20 protein-coding genes are annotated in these 16,345 nt (G+C 33.7%); 7 read left to right on the top strand and 13 right to left on the bottom strand.

Going from position 1 to position 16,345, the window contains the following annotated elements:
* Positions 1–169: 169 nt before the first annotated feature.
* Both OQK60_RS07655 and OQK60_RS07650 read right to left on the bottom strand, forming a co-directional pair.
* On the bottom strand, positions 170–715 hold the full coding sequence (locus OQK60_RS07655; protein WP_297685701.1) for a hypothetical protein: 546 nt from the start codon (positions 713–715) through the stop codon (positions 170–172).
* Positions 699–1,061 (bottom strand): winged helix-turn-helix domain-containing protein, encoded by a 363-nt coding sequence (locus OQK60_RS07650; RefSeq protein ID WP_297685699.1) that lies wholly within the window; start codon positions 1,059–1,061, stop codon positions 699–701. Before OQK60_RS07650 ends, OQK60_RS07655 begins: the two co-directional genes overlap by 17 nt.
* A gap of 247 nt (positions 1,062–1,308) precedes the next feature.
* Here OQK60_RS07650 and OQK60_RS07645 point away from each other — a divergent pair, with 247 nt between their 5' ends.
* Positions 1,309–1,740: a pyrimidine dimer DNA glycosylase/endonuclease V gene (locus OQK60_RS07645; RefSeq protein ID WP_297685697.1), complete on the top strand. Its 432-nt coding sequence runs from the start codon at positions 1,309–1,311 to the stop codon at positions 1,738–1,740.
* A gap of 183 nt (positions 1,741–1,923) precedes the next feature.
* On the opposite strand, the gene OQK60_RS07640 is transcribed toward OQK60_RS07645, so the two are convergent.
* From OQK60_RS07640 to OQK60_RS07630, 3 genes are all read right to left on the bottom strand, one after another.
* The gene (locus tag OQK60_RS07640; RefSeq protein WP_297685695.1) at positions 1,924–2,049 is read right to left on the bottom strand and encodes a hypothetical protein; all 126 of its coding nucleotides are present in this window, start codon (positions 2,047–2,049) and stop codon (positions 1,924–1,926) included.
* A 78-nt stretch (positions 2,050–2,127) separates the two neighbouring features.
* Positions 2,128–2,973 (bottom strand): N-carbamoylputrescine amidase, encoded by an 846-nt coding sequence (gene aguB, locus OQK60_RS07635; RefSeq protein WP_297685693.1) that lies wholly within the window; start codon positions 2,971–2,973, stop codon positions 2,128–2,130.
* A 10-nt stretch (positions 2,974–2,983) separates the two neighbouring features.
* The gene (locus tag OQK60_RS07630) at positions 2,984–3,262 is read right to left on the bottom strand and encodes a peptidylprolyl isomerase (RefSeq protein WP_297685691.1); all 279 of its coding nucleotides are present in this window, start codon (positions 3,260–3,262) and stop codon (positions 2,984–2,986) included.
* Positions 3,263–3,343: 81 nt separating this feature from the next.
* Here OQK60_RS07630 and modA point away from each other — a divergent pair, with 81 nt between their 5' ends.
* The 6 genes from modA (at position 3,344) to OQK60_RS07600 (ending at position 8,118) form a co-directional block, all read left to right on the top strand.
* Complete coding sequence (gene modA, locus OQK60_RS07625; protein ID WP_297685689.1) at positions 3,344–4,081, top strand: molybdate ABC transporter substrate-binding protein; 738 nt, start codon at positions 3,344–3,346, stop codon at positions 4,079–4,081.
* Positions 4,078–4,473: a TOBE domain-containing protein gene (locus OQK60_RS07620; RefSeq protein WP_297685686.1), complete on the top strand. Its 396-nt coding sequence runs from the start codon at positions 4,078–4,080 to the stop codon at positions 4,471–4,473. Before modA ends, OQK60_RS07620 begins: the two co-directional genes overlap by 4 nt.
* Positions 4,473–5,168 carry a molybdate ABC transporter permease subunit gene (gene modB, locus OQK60_RS07615; RefSeq protein WP_297686244.1) on the top strand — a complete coding sequence of 232 codons (696 nt, stop codon included), beginning with the start codon at positions 4,473–4,475 and terminating at the stop codon, positions 5,166–5,168. Before OQK60_RS07620 ends, modB begins: the two co-directional genes overlap by 1 nt.
* Positions 5,165–6,016, top strand: a complete 852-nt coding sequence (locus OQK60_RS07610) for an ATP-binding cassette domain-containing protein (RefSeq protein WP_297685684.1) — start codon at positions 5,165–5,167, stop codon at positions 6,014–6,016. Before modB ends, OQK60_RS07610 begins: the two co-directional genes overlap by 4 nt.
* A 17-nt stretch (positions 6,017–6,033) precedes the next feature.
* Positions 6,034–7,236, top strand: a complete 1,203-nt coding sequence (locus OQK60_RS07605) for an FAD-dependent oxidoreductase (RefSeq protein WP_297685682.1) — start codon at positions 6,034–6,036, stop codon at positions 7,234–7,236.
* A 69-nt stretch (positions 7,237–7,305) separates the two neighbouring features.
* Positions 7,306–8,118, top strand: coding sequence for an ion transporter (locus OQK60_RS07600; protein ID WP_297685680.1), 813 nt, complete (start codon positions 7,306–7,308; stop codon positions 8,116–8,118).
* Here OQK60_RS07600 and OQK60_RS07595 read toward each other — a convergent pair.
* The 8 genes from OQK60_RS07595 to OQK60_RS07560 form a co-directional block, all read right to left on the bottom strand.
* Entirely contained in the window at positions 8,093–8,422 is a 330-nt protein-coding gene (locus OQK60_RS07595; protein ID WP_297685678.1) for a cupin domain-containing protein, read from the bottom strand. The two genes, OQK60_RS07600 and OQK60_RS07595, sit on opposite strands and share 26 nt — an antisense overlap.
* The gene (gene amrB / locus OQK60_RS07590; protein ID WP_297685676.1) at positions 8,403–9,191 is read right to left on the bottom strand and encodes an AmmeMemoRadiSam system protein B; all 789 of its coding nucleotides are present in this window, start codon (positions 9,189–9,191) and stop codon (positions 8,403–8,405) included. The genes OQK60_RS07595 and amrB overlap by 20 nt, the downstream gene beginning before the upstream one ends.
* Positions 9,188–10,177 carry an AmmeMemoRadiSam system radical SAM enzyme gene (amrS, locus tag OQK60_RS07585; protein ID WP_297685674.1) on the bottom strand — a complete coding sequence of 330 codons (990 nt, stop codon included), beginning with the start codon at positions 10,175–10,177 and terminating at the stop codon, positions 9,188–9,190. The genes amrB and amrS overlap by 4 nt, the downstream gene beginning before the upstream one ends.
* On the bottom strand, positions 10,158–10,730 hold the full coding sequence (gene amrA / locus OQK60_RS07580) for an AmmeMemoRadiSam system protein A (RefSeq protein WP_297685672.1): 573 nt from the start codon (positions 10,728–10,730) through the stop codon (positions 10,158–10,160). The genes amrS and amrA overlap by 20 nt, the downstream gene beginning before the upstream one ends.
* A 76-nt stretch (positions 10,731–10,806) precedes the next feature.
* On the bottom strand, positions 10,807–11,679 hold the full coding sequence (locus OQK60_RS07575) for a TIGR01777 family oxidoreductase (RefSeq protein WP_297685671.1): 873 nt from the start codon (positions 11,677–11,679) through the stop codon (positions 10,807–10,809).
* A 69-nt stretch (positions 11,680–11,748) separates the two neighbouring features.
* Positions 11,749–13,986, bottom strand: coding sequence for an AAA family ATPase (locus OQK60_RS07570; protein WP_297685669.1), 2,238 nt, complete (start codon positions 13,984–13,986; stop codon positions 11,749–11,751).
* The gene (locus tag OQK60_RS07565; protein WP_297685667.1) at positions 13,987–14,874 is read right to left on the bottom strand and encodes a uroporphyrinogen-III synthase; all 888 of its coding nucleotides are present in this window, start codon (positions 14,872–14,874) and stop codon (positions 13,987–13,989) included.
* A gap of 152 nt (positions 14,875–15,026) precedes the next feature.
* Positions 15,027–16,298, bottom strand: a complete 1,272-nt coding sequence (locus OQK60_RS07560) for an ATP-binding protein (RefSeq protein WP_297685665.1) — start codon at positions 16,296–16,298, stop codon at positions 15,027–15,029.
* Between the last annotated feature and the right edge of the window lie 47 nt (positions 16,299–16,345).

Here is a 16,345-nt window from a genome sequence, read left to right as displayed (position 1 = left end):
AGCTAGAAGAAAATTGTGAAATCTATTCAATACTTTACTACTTACTCCATTTGATTCTCAAGATTTTGGCTAGAAGTAGAAACTCTTGCATAACCAACATTCATAGTTGACTCCTTTCTTTTGAATAGGAACAACTATAACTTTATAATCAATTTATGGAAATATTTTTTTATCTTTTATTAAATAGTTTAATAAATTCTTTAAATTTATCTTCCGAATCTTCTAAAACACTCCATTTTCTAATAGACTCAAAATCTACTTTATGTTTAGTAGCAACCAAAATAGCTTGTTCTAATGAACGTTCATCTTTCCAATGATAATATGCCGCTAACCTGTCCTTAACACTATCAGTAGGTGTAATAATTCTTAAAACTCCATATTCTGTTTCTATTTCAGCTATATCCTTTTCATGTATTAGTTCTTGACCTATGGCTAAAGGGCTAGATGGGAACTCAACTGTATATGGAGTGTCTGGGTGTCTATAATTTTTACCCTCTTGTTTGAAGCCAAGTTGCTGCATTTTTTTCTTGATTTCATTGTGCTTATTTATACTTTGATCTATTAAATCAATATCCATAGATGTATATTCACCAAAGCTGTACACTTCAACACAAAAACCACCTGATAAAGTTGTTTTCACATCTATTTTTAAAAGCTCTTCACATACATAAGAAGCTATCTCAATAGGCTTCATTTTTTTAAAGTTCGGTTTCAACTGTGTCACCTTTTAAGATATATTTTTTGTTTTTCTTTCTTGGAGCAGTTCTATTGAACAAAAGATTTTCTTTTAAATCATCAGGATAAGTATCTCTTGATTTTTTTAAAAGAGCTTCTAATTCAGGGTAAAAATAATATCTAGGATTAAATTTATATAACCTTGTTCTTCCAACTTGAAAACTCACAAGGACATCTCCATCTTCTAATGCTTCTAACTGTTTTAAAATTTGAGATGGTTTTAGATTATAAAATCTTGCGATTTTACTTGCATAACCCTCTTGTTTTGAAAGAAGATACTGCAATACAAGTTCTTTATCTTTAGAACCAAATAAAGCTTTTAGCATAATAACTCCTTTTATTTATTAACTATATTGTAGTTAATATAAACTTTATTATAGATAAATAAAACTAATTAATAGATACAATAGTTTTTCTTTAGAGTCTTGTTATAGTATAAATATGTTATATTTTTTGCTCCAGAAAGAACAGTTTTTGCAGCATAATTAAATTTGATTAAAAAGAAAAGTTATATTATATTAAACTCGATTGATGTATTATGGTAATTTTTTACAAATTGAAAAAGGTTGATTTTTGAGATTATGGTCTATACATCCATCTTATTTAGATTCAAAAGGTTTGGTTGCATTATGGAGAGAAACACTATTAGCACAAAATGTTTTGCTTGGTAAAACCAAAGGATATAAAAATCATCCACAACTTAATAGATTTAAAAATTTGGAAGATCCTATAAATGCTATTTCATGCTATCTTCATTATATTGTTGATGAAGCTGATAGTAGAGAGTATAACTTTAACAGAAATAAAATAGTTAAAAATGGAAACTGTCATCAAATAGAAGTTACTGAAGGTCAGATTACATATGAATTTAAACATCTATTGATTAAACTGAAGGATCGTGATCCAAGCCGCTATGATAAATTAAAAAACCAAAAAAAGATAGAAATTCATCCACTCTTTGTTAGAATTGAAGGAAATATAGAAGAGTGGGAAATAATTTATTGAAAGTATATTAATCACTTATTGTAGCAGTCCTATTGTGTGATACCTTTATGTGAAACAACCATTGCACAACTTCTTATATTTGGTACATGAAGCACTCATATTGGCTCTCCGTGTTCTACAAAATGTTTAAAAAGTAAAAACTGCAAAGTTCCGCAAACCTTAAGGGATCATGGAACAAAAAAGTTAAACTTCTTGAGCTGCTTCAGTAGGTTCTTTAATCAGTAAAGCAAATATTTCATCTTTACCATCCATCCTGGCACCTTGCTTTACGAGTTCAAGTGCCTCATTCATATTGAACTGTTGTTTCATAAGTCATTCCTTTAGAATTTAATATTCTATCGATCTGACACAAAGTTTTGAACATTTCCTAACTATACTCTTGATGTATTACTTGCACAAAATTTCATAAGTTTCAGGTCGTCTATCTCTTATGAGACCCCAGTACTCTCTTTGTTTTTTGTTATCTTGCAAATCAAAATCAGCGTAGATTATCTCCTCTTTATCACGAGAAGCTTCTGCAATCTTGGCACCTGTATAGTCGGTTATAAATGATGAGCCGTAAAAGGTCAAAGAGCAACTCTCACCAATCTCTTTGCCAATCCGGTTGGCAACTACAACCGGCACTGTATTTGTAGCAGCATGACCCATCTGAACTCTCTGCCAGTGCTCTTTTGAATCAAGTTTGATTTCCGGTTCACTTCCTATGGCGGTCGGATAAAATATAATCTCAGCTCCCATAAGAGTTAAGGCTCTTGCTGTCTCACAAAACCACTGGTCCCAGCATATGCCTGCACCTATCTTCCCGTAAGCTGTATCATAAACTTTAAAACCGCTATCACCCGGTTTGAAGTAAAATTTTTCTTCATATCCAGGACCATCTGGTATGTGTGTTTTGCGGTAGTTATCCATAACACTTCCATCGGCATCTATAACTACGAGTGAATTAAAATATTTATCTTCACTTTTTTCAAAATAACTAACTAATATAACTACATGTAACTCTTTTGCCAAAACAGCAAAGCGTTGTATTAACTCGTTATTTTCTAGAGGTTTTGCCCAAGAAAAATACTTACTATCCATATCTTTACAAAAGTACAAACCTTCAAAGAGTTCTGGTAAAAGTATTATCTGCGCACCATTTTTATGAGCTTCTTTGACTAAATCTTCCGCTTTAGAAACATTAGCCTCTTTATCTTCGCTCATACTCATTTGAATTGCAGATACTTTTACCATTTTTTTACCCTTAACTTCTACTTGTAACTTCTAAAAGGTGGTATCCAAACTGTGTTTGTATAGGACCTTGAACAACTCCTACCTCACCGCTAAATACCGCTTTATCAAACTCAGGAACCATTTGGCCCGGTCCAAACTCACCTAAATCTCCGCCTTGTGCACCTGATGGACATTGAGAATTTTGCTGTGCAGCTTCTTCAAATGAAGCGCCGTTTTCTATCTCTGTTTTCAACTCATTACATTTTTCTTCGCTATCTACCAATATGTGTCTCGCCGTTGCTCTTGCCATAATTATTTTCCTTTGTTGAATAATTTCGTTATTTTACTCTATTAATGTTATTATTCAAATAATATTACATCAGGACACGCATTGAAGTATCTTTTTTTACTACTTTTTACAATACTAACTTCAATAAATGCTTCAGATATAAAAATAGCTGTTGCAGCAAATGTCAGCTACGCAATTGATGATTTGATAAAAGAGTTCAATAAAACTCACCCAGATGTAAAAGTAGTAGTAACACTTGGAAGTAGCGGAAAACTAACAGCACAAATATCTAACGGTGCGTCATTTGATCTATTTATGTCTGCAAATATGAAATATCCAAACAGGCTTTATGAAGACAAAATAGCACTCATTGAACCTGTTGTTTACGCTCAAGGCTCGCTAGCAATGCTGAGTAATAAAAATATTGATTTTTCTAAGGGTATAAACTTTTTAAAAGATGAAAGAATACGAAGAATAGCTATTGCAAATCCTAAAACCGCTCCATATGGAAAAGCAGCATTTGAAGCTTTACAAAATGCAAAAATACTTCAAAGTATAAAACATAAACTTGTTTACGGTGAATCAATTGCTCAAACAGTCTCTTACACTTTAACGGCAACTGACATCGGAATTATTGCTAAATCATCTCTTTACTCATCTCGTATGTCAAAATTTAAAAGAGGTGTTAACTGGATAGAAATAGATTCAAAACTATACACTCCGATAAACCAAGGTATAGTGATACTAAAAACCTCAAAAGAGGCAAAAGCTTTTTATGATTTTATCTTGAGCGAAAAAGCAAAAAAAATATTTCTAAATTATGGATACTTAACACCATGAACACCCTTGTAGCCCATGTAAAAGAGATAAAAAGTGTTGAGAACCTCAACATTGTAAAGTTTGATTTTGAGGGTGTAACCCTAAGTATGATGAGCTTGGAACTTCCTGAGAGTGTAAAAGTTGGAGCGAAAGTCAAACTTGGCACAAAAGCAACACATATAGCAATTGCCAAAGGTTTTAGCGGTGAAGTTTCCTACTCAAATCAACTACATGTAAAAATCATACATGTAGACAACGGCGAACTTTTAAGCAGCATAAAACTACAAGCAGAAAGTACAAGTTTGGAGTCTATTATTACACGAGACTCTAGTGATAGAATGAATCTACATGTAGATGATGAAGTTACTGCTTTTATAAAAGCAAATGAGCTCTCGATAGTGGAAGTGTTGTGATGATTGATATTTTAAACAGCATTAACTATACACCATTTTTATTATCATTTAAACTTGCTGGCATAACGACTCTTATTCTTTTTATTTTGTGTCTGCCTCTTGCTTGGTACCTATCGCAAACTACTTCAAAATCAAAACCGTTTTTAGAGGCAATCACAGCATTACCTATTGTTTTACCTCCCTCAGTTATAGGATTTTATATACTCTATGCACTCTCTTACAACTCTCCTATCGGAGCGTTTTTTAAAGAAACTCTAGGGATTGATTTAATCTTCAATTTCACCGGTCTTGTAATTGCAAGCTGCTTTTACTCTCTTCCATTTATGGTCCAACCACTTCAAAGCGGTTTTGAAAGTCTCAATAAAAATATGCTTGAAGCATCATACATAAGTGGCAAAAGTAGATTTACTACAGTTTTAAAAGTTGCCTTGCCAAATATCAAGCCGGCTCTTATGACTGCCATAATCGTTACATTTGCTCATACGGTCGGAGAATTTGGAGTTGTTCTTATGATTGGCGGGAGCATACCTGATGAGACAAAAGTTGCTTCTGTCGCTATCTATGAGATGGTTGAGATTATGGACTATACATCTGCTCATATTTATAGTGGGATTATGCTTGTTATGAGCTTTTTAGTTCTTCTTGGTGTTTACACTTTTAACCAAAAACAGAAGTTTTCCGGATTTATAAAATGATACATATAGCTATAAACAAAAAACTTCACGGTGCTAGTGCAGATATGCAGTTAGATGTAAATTTTGAAATAAAAGATGGCGATTTTGTAGCACTAAGCGGAAAAAGCGGAAGTGGAAAAACTACACTTTTACGAATTTTAGCCGGACTTGAAGAAGCTAATGGCATTATACATGTAGAAGAAGAAATCTGGCTTGATAATAACATATGCAAAGCAGTTCAAAAAAGAGAAATCGGTTTTGTATTTCAGGACTATGCGCTGTTTGATAATATGAGTGTTTTGCAAAATCTGCTGTATGTAAAAAAGGATTTAGTCCTAGCTAATCATCTTTTACATGTAACAGAGTTAACCGAGCTAAAAGATAGAAGCCCAAGCACACTAAGCGGCGGACAAAAACAAAGAGTTGCTCTGTGTCGTGCTATGATGAAAAGACCAAAAATCCTACTGTTAGATGAGCCGCTCTCTGCCCTTGATCCAGTCATGAGAAGCAAACTTCAAAACGAAATCATCGCTCTTCATAAAGAGTTTAAAACTACTACTATTATGGTTAGTCACGACCCTAGTGAGATATATAGACTTAGCAACCGTGTTCTTGTTTTAGAAGATGGCAAAATCATAAATGATGGTTCTACAAAAGATGTACTTCTTCGCACTAAAGGAAGTCAAAAATTTTCTTTTGAAGGTGAGCTTTTAGAGATAAAAAAAGTTGATGTGATTTTTATAGCCATTATAGCCATAGGACAACAGCTAGTTGAAGTAGTAGTGGGTGAAGATGAAACAAAAAATTTAAATATCGGTGATGTTGTAAATGTCAGCACAAAAGCTTTTAGCCCTACAATTACCCAATAAAGTGCAGGAAACAAATATTGACTAAACATGTAGTAGTAATCGGCGGTGGATATGGCGGTCTTAGAGCCATAGAGTTTTTACACAAATATGAAGATGTACATGTAACTTTAATAGATAAAAATCCATACCATTATCTTCAAACGGAAGCTTACGGATATATTGCAGGAAGGTTTGATCTGCATGATGTTGCTATCAATCTAAGCAGTTGGTGCACAGGCTTTAAAGATAGAGTCAATTTTATACATGAAGAGGTAAAGCTCATCGACTTTGAAAAACAGAGTGTGAGTTTAAATAAAACGGATATATTTTATGATTATCTCATCATAGCAACGGGAGCAGAGACTAACTTTTTTTCATTTATTGATGGTTTAAAAGAGCATAGTCTCGGTATTAAAGATTTACAAAGAGCCCACTCTTTTAGACAAAAATTTGAAGATTTGATATACAAAAAATTACTTGCTACAAAAGAGTCTGATGAAGATGAGATAAACATTGTCATAGGCGGTGCAGGACTCAGCGGTGTGGAAGTTGCAGCAGAAATGGCGCATGTTATTCAAGTTCACACCAAGACCATAGGCGAAGCGGCAAAAGACCTTAAGATTTACCTTATAGATGCAAGTGATACAATCCTGCCGGGCATGGGAAAATACACTATCACCAACACACATAAAAGATTAGAAAAACTTGATATTAAAATCCTAACAAATACTTTTATCAATAACCTTGATGAATCATTTATCTACTTCAAAGACGCTCAAAAACTCAAGTACTCTTTTATGGTTTTTACAGGCGGAATCAAAGCAAGCACTCTTAACTCTTCAATAGAAAGTGAAAAAAACAAAGTTGATCAGTTTATTCCAGACTCTCAGCTCAATATCCAAGGCAAAAAAAATGTCTTTGCCTTGGGTGATTGTGTTGAAATAAAAGACAACAATGGCAATATACTGCCGCCAACAGCGCAGATAGCGGAAAAAAGTGCGGAGTATGCGGCAAAAACTATCAGACAGAGAATAGACGGCCATAAATCAAAACCATTCAACGGCAAGGTTGAAGGTGTGTTTGTTGCACTTGGCGGCAATTATGCTGTTGGAGAGATGTTTGGATTCATAAAAGTAAAAGGCTACAAAGCTTACTTACTTAAAAAAGCAATAACAAGTGCTTACCACTTTGGTCTTCGCTTACGCATAAATACCGGATTTAAAAACAGAATAAAAAATTAGTAAGCAAAGATAAAGATTTTTAGTTTAACTAACTTCGCTAAAATCTCGAAAATTATACAGAGGTTTAATATGCAAGAGAAAGTTTTACAGCTTGTACAAAACAGTAAGTTTATTAACTTTATCATTTTACTTATCGTTTTAAACGGCATTACGATGGGTATTTCTACATCAGACTCCATGATGCTCAGCGTTGGAGTCTTTATAGAAACATTTGACATGTTTGTAGTGAGTGTGTTTACGATAGAAATTATTTTAAGAATATACGCCCACAGGCTATCCTTTTTTAAAGATGGTTGGAGTTTATTTGATTTTACTATTGTAGCTATATCCCTTGTTCCTGCAAGTGCTGGATTTGAAATACTAAGAATTTTAAGAGTATTAAGACTGCTTAGGCTTATAACGGTTGTTCCGCAAATGAGAAAAGTGCTTATGGCTTTAATTAGCGTAATTCCAGGGATGACCTCTATAGCTGCACTGCTTATGTTGTTCTTTTATATATTTGCTATTATGGCAACAGAACTTTATGGAGACACTTTTCCTTTGTGGTTTGGTAGCTTAGGCGAGTCTTTTTATACTTTATTTCAAATTATGACTCTAGAATCGTGGTCAATGGGTATTGTTAGACCTTTAATGGAAGTACATCCATATGCATGGACATTTTTTGTTCCATTTATATTTATGGTAACTTTCATTATGATAAATCTTATTGTCGCTGTTGTAGTTGATGCTATGGCGGAAATAAATAAAAGTGAAGAGACCAACATTATAGATGAAGTGCATACCTGTGATAACAGCACAAAAAATGAATTAATAAAACTAAGAGAAGAGATTAGCGAACTAAAAACACTTCTTTTGGCTAATAATGCACAGCCAGCCAAATAGTCTGTGCATTGGGTTTTGTCCAAGAGACTCTGTGTTTTGTATTGGCTGTGATATTAAGATAATCCCCTGCTTTTAATCTAACTTCATCTCTGTTTTCAAAAGAAATAACAGCCTCACCTTGAAGTAAAATCACCCACTCGTCACTATCTTGGTTATACCACTCATTTTGTGCTGTTGTATGTCCGTAAGAGATTATTCGCTCTATTTTTATGCCATCTTTTGAAACTATCTCTTCAAATAACTCCTCTTTTAAATTGCTTGGTATTGCTTCAAATATATTTGATTTATCCAACAAAACATGCACTCACATATCCAACGACTCTACTCTCATCTCCACTGGCATCTGCGCTTGTTCTATAGTCAAGTATATTTGAAGATAATCCCAATTTTTTAGCACTTGAAATCATTGCTTGGACACCAATCATACCGCATGCCTCACACCCTTTGCCAAGCATATCTACATCTAACTCATCAATAGCAGACAGACATATATTGTCAAGTTTGTTTGCGTCATCCAAATCATAAAAATGGCTTAAGTCTGTACTAATTATCACTCCGCAATCTTTTTGCTCTAAAACAAAATCTATAATCTCTGAAATGTATTCCGGTTTTGCATTGCTATATACTATTTCAACTATATTAGTATCATCTAAATAATGCTTTATAAAAGGAAACTGTACTTCCGTAGAGTGCTCTTGATGCGCACTTGTTATGCACTCTAAAGAGAAGTTGTCGTTTAAACTTTCATATAGATTTTGTGAACTTTTTATATCTCCAAAAGGAGTTTCATAGCTTGAATAATCACAAAGACTTGCACCCTCAAAAGCCACTCTATGCGATGGTCCAATAACCAAGATATTTTTTATGCCGGAATTTTGTAAAATTCTGTATGCAATATTTGCAGTATAGCCAGAGTAAATATAACCGGCATGCGGAACAATTACTGCGCGGCTTTGTAGTTTTGGTAATGTGAAATCTTCGTCATAAACCCCACTAAAATGCTCGAAATACCTCTCAAGTTCAACTGCTCTTGCCGGATAAAAGCTACCTGCTACACTCATATCTCTTTTCATGACCAAACTCCTTGTATAAACTCACCGCATGATGCGCATTTTGAATCTACGATTGTCTCCATATGTGAACGAAATCCAGCTCTGTCTACCAGCTTGCTTTTGCATTTTGGGCAATATGTAGAGCTGTCATTTTGAATATTTCCAAGATATACATATTTGATACCATGACCATGTGCTATCTCTTTGGCTTTAAGCATACTTTTTAAGCTTGTACTTGGAGTATCAAGCATTTTATAATCAGGATGAAAAGCACTAAAATGCCACGGAACATCTCTTCCAAGTTTTGTAGAGATAAACTCTGCCATCTTATCTATCTCTTCTTCGGAGTCATTTACACCTGGAATAAGCAAAGTTGTAATTTCGAGCCATATATCACTTTTTGCAAATGCTATAAGTGACTCTAAAACACCATCCAGATTTGTCTTTAAAACTTTTTTATAGTAATCATGTGAAAAGCTTTTTAGGTCAATATTTGCAGCATCTAGCCAAGATTTCATGTCCTCTAAAACTTCATGAGATTCATATCCGCTTGATACAAAAACATTCTTTATACCTTTAGCTTTTGCCAAAACACCGATATCTTTAGCGTAAGGGTACCAGATTGTCGGTTCGTTGTATGTATAACTGATACTCTCAGTCTTGTTTTCAACTGCAAGCTTTACAATATCTTCTGGAGAATACTCAACACTCTCATCAATTTCTGTTGTTTGAGATATTGTGTAGTTCTGACAAAATGGACACCTAAAATTACATCCAACTGTTCCCAAAGAGAGTGAACGCGACGATGGTAAAAAATGATAAAGAGGCTTTTTCTCTATAGGGTCTATGTGAAGTGCGCTTGGATGACCGTAGGTTTTATTGACAAGTTTTGAGTCTATGTTAAAGTTAATTCCACATATACCGTGCGCATCTTTTTTTAAAGAGCAGTAGTGTTTACATAAAATACATGTGATGTGATCTTCATCTTCATAGCGGTAGTACTTCATCAAAATCCTCCTCTATTGCATCGACACTATATCTATATATTGTCGGATGCTCTTCATAAATAGCCAAGGATGAACCGGCTTTCATGCTGAGATGTTCTAAAAAAAGTTTTGGAGTTGGAAGTTGTTTCCAAACCTGAGGTAAAAATGTCCCTTGATAAATCTCATGTTTTAAAATAAGACCATCGACATGAGGCGTGATTTTTTTGCACAAATCTTCAAAACCTTCATACTCTAAAATCTCAGGCTCACTTAAAACTGAAACTTCAAGTGTAAGATATGGAAGTTCGTCTGCGGTCAGGGGTTGAAATCTTGGGTCACTAAAACCAGCTGATACAGCATTGCTTATAACATCGTCTAAAAGGATTCTATATGCAACAACCGAGCCTATACAACCTCGTAAATCATTGTTGCACTTAAGCGTTACAAACGCCGCACCCTCTTTTTTTAAAAAAGGATACTCATCTAAAAGTTTCTCTTTATCAAAAGAGTAACTATCATCAAGCCTGCTAAGTATTGCACTTTTTGCAATTCGCAGTAATACAGAGTCTAACATGTCAACTCCTATCTTTTTACCTTAGCACCAATCATACAACTTTTCACTTTATAAAATAATAAACTCTACTTTGTATCTATTGTACTATATCTTTTAATGCATCCTCGAAATTTTCATAATCAAAAACAAAACCGTGCTTTATCAACTTTGTCGGAATAACATTTTTTGAATCTAGCACAACCTTAGCTCCTTCTCCAAATATCAGTTTGACCATAAATGACGGAACACCAAAAAATGTAGGACGGTTTAACACTTTACCTAGTATTTCAGTCTGCTCAGAATTCGATAAAGGATATGGAGCCGTAAAATTTACAGAGCCATTAATGCCGGGGGTTTTTACAATAAACTCTACAGCTCTTAACAGGTCATCTATATGAATCCATGATACAATCTGCTCACCGCTGCCAAGCTTTCCGCCCACAAACATTTTAAAAGGAGGAAGTATCTTCTGCATTGCGCCACCCTCTTTGGCAAATATAACTCCAAACCTCATCTGTACACATCTAACACCAAGAGCCTCTGCTTTTTTAGCCTCTGCTTCCCAATCTTTACACAAATTTGATAAAAAATCATCTGCATAATCCTCTGATTCATCATCATGCATGCTTTTTGAGTCATATATGCCAACGGCAGAAGCCGATAAAAAAAGCTTTGGTTTTTCTTTGCACAAAGTCATTGCTTGGACTAATTTATTTGTTGTATCAATACGACTGCTGTAAAGAGTTTTTTTATAAGATTCACTCCATGGAGCCAAGATAGTAGTACCGCTAAGGTTAATCAATATATCGCAGTTTTCCAACTCGCGGGCTAGAGTTTCGATATCTGTATTTTCTCGTACTTTTATGCCTACTACTTCATTATGTTGTGAGCTGAACATCTCTTGGAGTTTAGAGCCTACTAAACCACTTTTGCCACAAATCGCTACTTTAAGTCTGTTTCCGATTGACATGTAAAACTCCTAGTATAATATATGGAACAATTATAGATTTATATTCGTAAAAGAGCCCTTAGTATTTTTTTATAACTCTAAAAGTACAGTATCTCTTCTTGTAATTTCAAACTTTTTGCACGCACTCTCAAATGCTCCACTCTCACCTATTAAAACACATTTATGCTTAGCTCTTGTCACGGCTGTATAAATCAGCTTTGTATTATGCATGATAAAGTGAGAAAAACTCATAGGTATAACGACGATATCATACTCCATTCCTTGGACTTTGTGAATAGTCAAAGCATACGACAACATTAGATGAGATTTCAGTTCCTCATACTCATAAACTACCACAACATCCTCATTTGGGTAAAAAACGAACACTTGTTCTTCATCCTCATCTATCCTAAAAAGAAGACCGCTCATCCCGTTAAAAATTCGTCTTGTTGCAGATTCTTCCCCAACTTTAAAACCGTCTCCACTCCAAGATGTCATATTTTCATTTTTTGTGTGAACTACCTTATCCATAAGCCTAAACTCACTACCGCCCTTTTTGACACACTTTTTCGGGTTCGGGTTAAAATACTCCTGCAAAACAGTATTAAGATTATTTGAGCCTAGTGTTCCGCCTTTCATTGGTGTAATGACTTGAAAATAGTTAAGATACTCTTTTATCTCTTTATTTTTTAGTCTCAACCTTGCTTTTTCAATTGACTCTACAACTTTATGCACTATTTGAGTAACTATCTGTGTTGCGTTATCTTCTCGCATATCCTGCTGTTCTTGTTGTGAGAGTTGATTTTTTATAGCGTAGTAGTTTTGTATGCTCACATCGATAAACTCAAAATCATCATACTTTGCTCTATACTCAGGTACAACTCCTCGCCGTATATCATTTGCTATGAGTGTTATGGCTTGATCTTCACTCTGCCTGTAAATCTTTGTAAGCTTAACAATAGGCGCCAAATTTAGTGTCAAAACATCGCTCAAAATATTTCCTGCACCGATAGGCGGAAGCTGTGCATCATCACCGACTACTATGAGTATGGCTTTATTAGATATTTTGCGTACCAAACGCGCAAATAGAGATGAGTTTATCATCGAAGCTTCATCTACCAAAACTACCGAATAAGGAAAGTGGTCTTTTTCTTCAAACTTAACTAAAAGAGATTGTATAGTCGCACTCTCATAACCTGTCGTATCTGCAATACGCTGAGATGCTATACCGCTAAGAGCACATGTCATTATCTCTTTTTTGTCATACCTGGTGTTTAGCAAATCAAGAATTGTCTTAGAGGTCGTACTTTTACCTGTTCCGGCATAACCGACCAAAAAAAGTATCGATGCTCCGTCATTTATCTTGGCAACTGCTTCTTTTTGCTGTTCGCCGAGTTGAAGTTCCTTGTCTTTTAAAAACTCATCCAAATCCCCAACAAAACCACCGCTGTCTTTTTTTGCACGCTCTTTAAAGTTATCATATAAAAATTTCTCAGAGTCATAAAGTCTTGCAGGCGATACCCTGTCATTTTTCATAAGCACAATACTCTGCTCAGCCACCCTTTCTACAAGAGCAGCTTCATAAAGATACTCTTTATCACTAAATCCCAAAAGCTCATTTAGTTCTCTAAATAGTATATCTTTTGCAACACAAGAGTTACCCTGCTGTTCACAGTAGTTCATAAGCACATAATCCATAGCAGAGCTTATGCGGTTGTCATTTTCAGGCTCTACGCCCATCTTAAGAGCCAACTCATCTGCTCTTTTAAATCCTATAGAGTTTATGGAAGTAAGTATGTAAGGATTGTTTTTTATTTTAGTGCATGGTTCATCAACATCTTTCATTGCCCCTGCTATTGTTGTTAGTAGTGCTTGAGAGACATCAAACGGACTTAAAAACTCGCCAAGTTCTCTCATGGAGCGAAACTTCTTCCAAGAAGCCTGAATCTTTTTAAGACGCTTCTCTTTTATACCGCTAAACTCTAAAAGTCTCTCTATATCGTTATCTAAAATATCTATGAGTTTTTCACTGCCAAAGTGCTCGATTAGCTCAGCTGATAGTTTTTTGGTAAAACCTTTTACGATTTTGTTTAAAAAGAAAAAAAGTTGATTTTGATTTACTTTAATGGAGTCAAATTTGAAAGTCTTGCCGTATTTTTTATGCTCCTCCCAGTACCCGTTAAGAGTTATAGCGGAACCTTTTAAATTTTTAATCTCGCTCTCATGGTAAGAGCCGCTTACTTTCTCGCCGGTTTTTAAAACTGCGATAAAAAAAGCCTCATCTTCAAAGAGAATTCTGTCTATTTGACCGATGAGAGTTTCGCTCAACTACTCAAGCTCCAAAGCTTTATTAACACAAGCTTGTAGAGATGTTTTTTCTGCAATGATAGGTTTTATACCCTCTGGAAAGTATTTTGCTGTCGTATTTCCTATGGAAATAGCTTTATACGACTCATCCCATGTATAAAGTTTAAAAAAGTACCTTACTGTTGATGGAGATGAAAAAATTATCTTAGAATTTTTTGGTAAAGCTTTTTTCTCTGCTTGAGCTTTAAAATGATTTTCATAAACAACTGCATCATCACAGTTAATGCCATTGTCCTTTAAAATACCTAGCATATTAGAGACTACTTCTTTAGCTCTAAGATACAAAACTCTCTTGCCTTTTAACTCGTCTAACAGCTCATAAGCAAACTCATCGCCATGTCTTTGTTTACCTGCATATTTTAAGTGACCGCCAAAATCTTTGATAAGTTTTGCAGTCTGTTCTGAAATTGCATATGATGGCACTTTTCTCCACTCTTTACCTATATTTTCTGTAGCCAAAACACCATTTTTTGAGCTAAAAACAAGGGCATCATAATCAGAAAAGTTTATATTTTGTTTTATATATTTTATCTCAAAAAGAGGTATATTTTTTGCAAACTTCACTTTTGCATCATTTAACAAGTAGATATTTTGTTTTTTATTATCTATATATTTTAGAAGTTTTTCGAACTTATCTCTTAAAGAAAATTTTTGTTTTGTAAACTCTATAGATTTATCTTTTAGGACTTTAAATTTAATTCTTTGCTTGGATAAATGGTAAGTGATTTTAAAAAATTCTAGCTCTATAAATCTATTTGAGTAGTTTGTGTCATAAAAAAGCGTCTTAGTTTTCTTATCATACTCGTAATATATCAAGTTAAGCGGGTTGATTATTTTTTCTATATTCACAACTTACTCCTAAAATAAAATGTTACATTATAACACTTTAAAAGGTAACCAATTCCAAATTGAAAAAATCGTTGTCACATTAAAGACATCTTTTTATGTTACCATCATAATTGATTTTAAGGAAGATATTTATGCTTTAACTCCCTATTCCATCAGTCATCTTTACCTTTAAGCAAAAATTTTTCTATACTCAATACTTCCACATCGTCAATACGCTCATTTGCACCATAAGTTATCAAGATACACTTATCGTTTTCTTTTTTAAAATATCCAAAAGCATTTAATTCTCTTTTTCTTGTTTTTTCATCACTAATATCATAAGACACCTGATACAAGCTCTCTTGCATGTAAAAATCTACCTCTTGATTATCTTTGAGATATGTTATTTCTTCATCTTTTTTATATAACTCGTTAAATACTAAATTCTCAAGTGCTATACCTAAATTTTTTGTTCTATTTACTCCCAAATTTAAAAAACCATTATCACTAACATATAGTTTTTTTGCCGATTTGATTTGTGATGTCAGTTTATCGTGATACATTGAGATTGTGTGTATCAAAAAATTGTCTTCAAAATAACCAATATACTCTTTTATCGTTTTTGGATCAACATTAAGTTTTTTAGCCAATGAGCTATAATTTAGTGTAGCTGAAGCATTTGAAACAAGATAATAAAACAAATCTCTTATACTTTGGCTACTTTTTATATTGTATCTTGGAACTATATCTTTTAGTATAATATCTTCAGCCACATTTTTTAGATAATCTTTTTTTAACATTTCATCGTCATTTGATATAACAGAGTAGTATCCACCCCATTTAAGATACTCATCCATTGCTCTACCTATCTCAATTTTATTTGTTGCTCTTTGAATTTTTGTAGAAAAATCTATGTTTTTAAATTTTAAAAATTCTCTAAAATTAAAGCTGTGCACTTGAAGCTTTAATACTCTGCCTGTTAAAACAGTTGCGTAGTTTGATGTTAAAAGTGATGAATTTGAACCAGTTATAATAAATTTTATATTACTATTTTCATATTTTGATTTTATAAAAACTTCCCAATTTTGAAAAATTTGCACTTCATCTATAAAAAAATAAACTTTTTTTTGTAAGTTTGGATTTGCTAGCTTTAAATACGCGTCAAAAATAACTCCAAGGTATGAAGCATCATCTTTATAAGGTATAAACTCTGGTTTTTCCAAATTTATAAAAAATATATTTTTAGCTTCTATACTTTTTAAAAGCTCGCTAATCAGCAATTTTGCCAAAGTACTTTTGCCCACTCTTCTAGCACCGATAAGAGCCAAAATCTCTTTTGTATGGAGATAAGTTATAGCCTTATCTAAAATTTCTCTTAAAACAAAATTATCATAAATATCCTGATTTACCCAATGCCCATTATCTTCTAAAAGAACTGAATCCATATTTATCTCCAAAATAAAGAATGTATTCCTAATTATACATTATTTTT

This window comes from Sulfurimonas sp. (assembly GCF_026196735.1).
Lineage (GTDB): Bacteria > Campylobacterota > Campylobacteria > Campylobacterales > Sulfurimonadaceae > Sulfurimonas.
The sequence above is the reverse complement of the archived record's forward strand: the minus strand, read 5'-3'. Positions and strand labels throughout refer to the sequence as shown.

Bases quoted from the DNA above. Each gene is read 5' to 3' on its own strand.
- OQK60_RS07610 (WP_297685684.1), top strand. From the start codon at position 5,165: ATGATACATATAGCTATAAACAAAAAACTTCACGGTGCTAGTGCAGAT.
- OQK60_RS07630 (WP_297685691.1), bottom strand. From the start codon at position 3,262: ATGGCAAGAGCAACGGCGAGACACATATTGGTAGATAGCGAAGAAAAA.
- amrS (WP_297685674.1), bottom strand. From the start codon at position 10,177: ATGAAGTACTACCGCTATGAAGATGAAGATCACATCACATGTATTTTA.
- OQK60_RS07560 (WP_297685665.1), bottom strand. From the start codon at position 16,298: ATGGATTCAGTTCTTTTAGAAGATAATGGGCATTGGGTAAATCAGGAT.
- amrB (WP_297685676.1), bottom strand. From the start codon at position 9,191: ATGAAAAGAGATATGAGTGTAGCAGGTAGCTTTTATCCGGCAAGAGCA.
- amrA (WP_297685672.1), bottom strand. From the start codon at position 10,730: ATGTTAGACTCTGTATTACTGCGAATTGCAAAAAGTGCAATACTTAGC.
- OQK60_RS07650 (WP_297685699.1), bottom strand. From the start codon at position 1,061: ATGCTAAAAGCTTTATTTGGTTCTAAAGATAAAGAACTTGTATTGCAG.
- OQK60_RS07575 (WP_297685671.1), bottom strand. From the start codon at position 11,679: ATGTCAATCGGAAACAGACTTAAAGTAGCGATTTGTGGCAAAAGTGGT.
- OQK60_RS07600 (WP_297685680.1), top strand. From the start codon at position 7,306: ATGCAAGAGAAAGTTTTACAGCTTGTACAAAACAGTAAGTTTATTAAC.
- OQK60_RS07640 (WP_297685695.1), bottom strand. From the start codon at position 2,049: ATGAAACAACAGTTCAATATGAATGAGGCACTTGAACTCGTAAAGCAA.
- modB (WP_297686244.1), top strand. From the start codon at position 4,473: ATGATTGATATTTTAAACAGCATTAACTATACACCATTTTTATTATCA.
- OQK60_RS07620 (WP_297685686.1), top strand. From the start codon at position 4,078: ATGAACACCCTTGTAGCCCATGTAAAAGAGATAAAAAGTGTTGAGAAC.
- aguB (WP_297685693.1), bottom strand. From the start codon at position 2,973: ATGGTAAAAGTATCTGCAATTCAAATGAGTATGAGCGAAGATAAAGAG.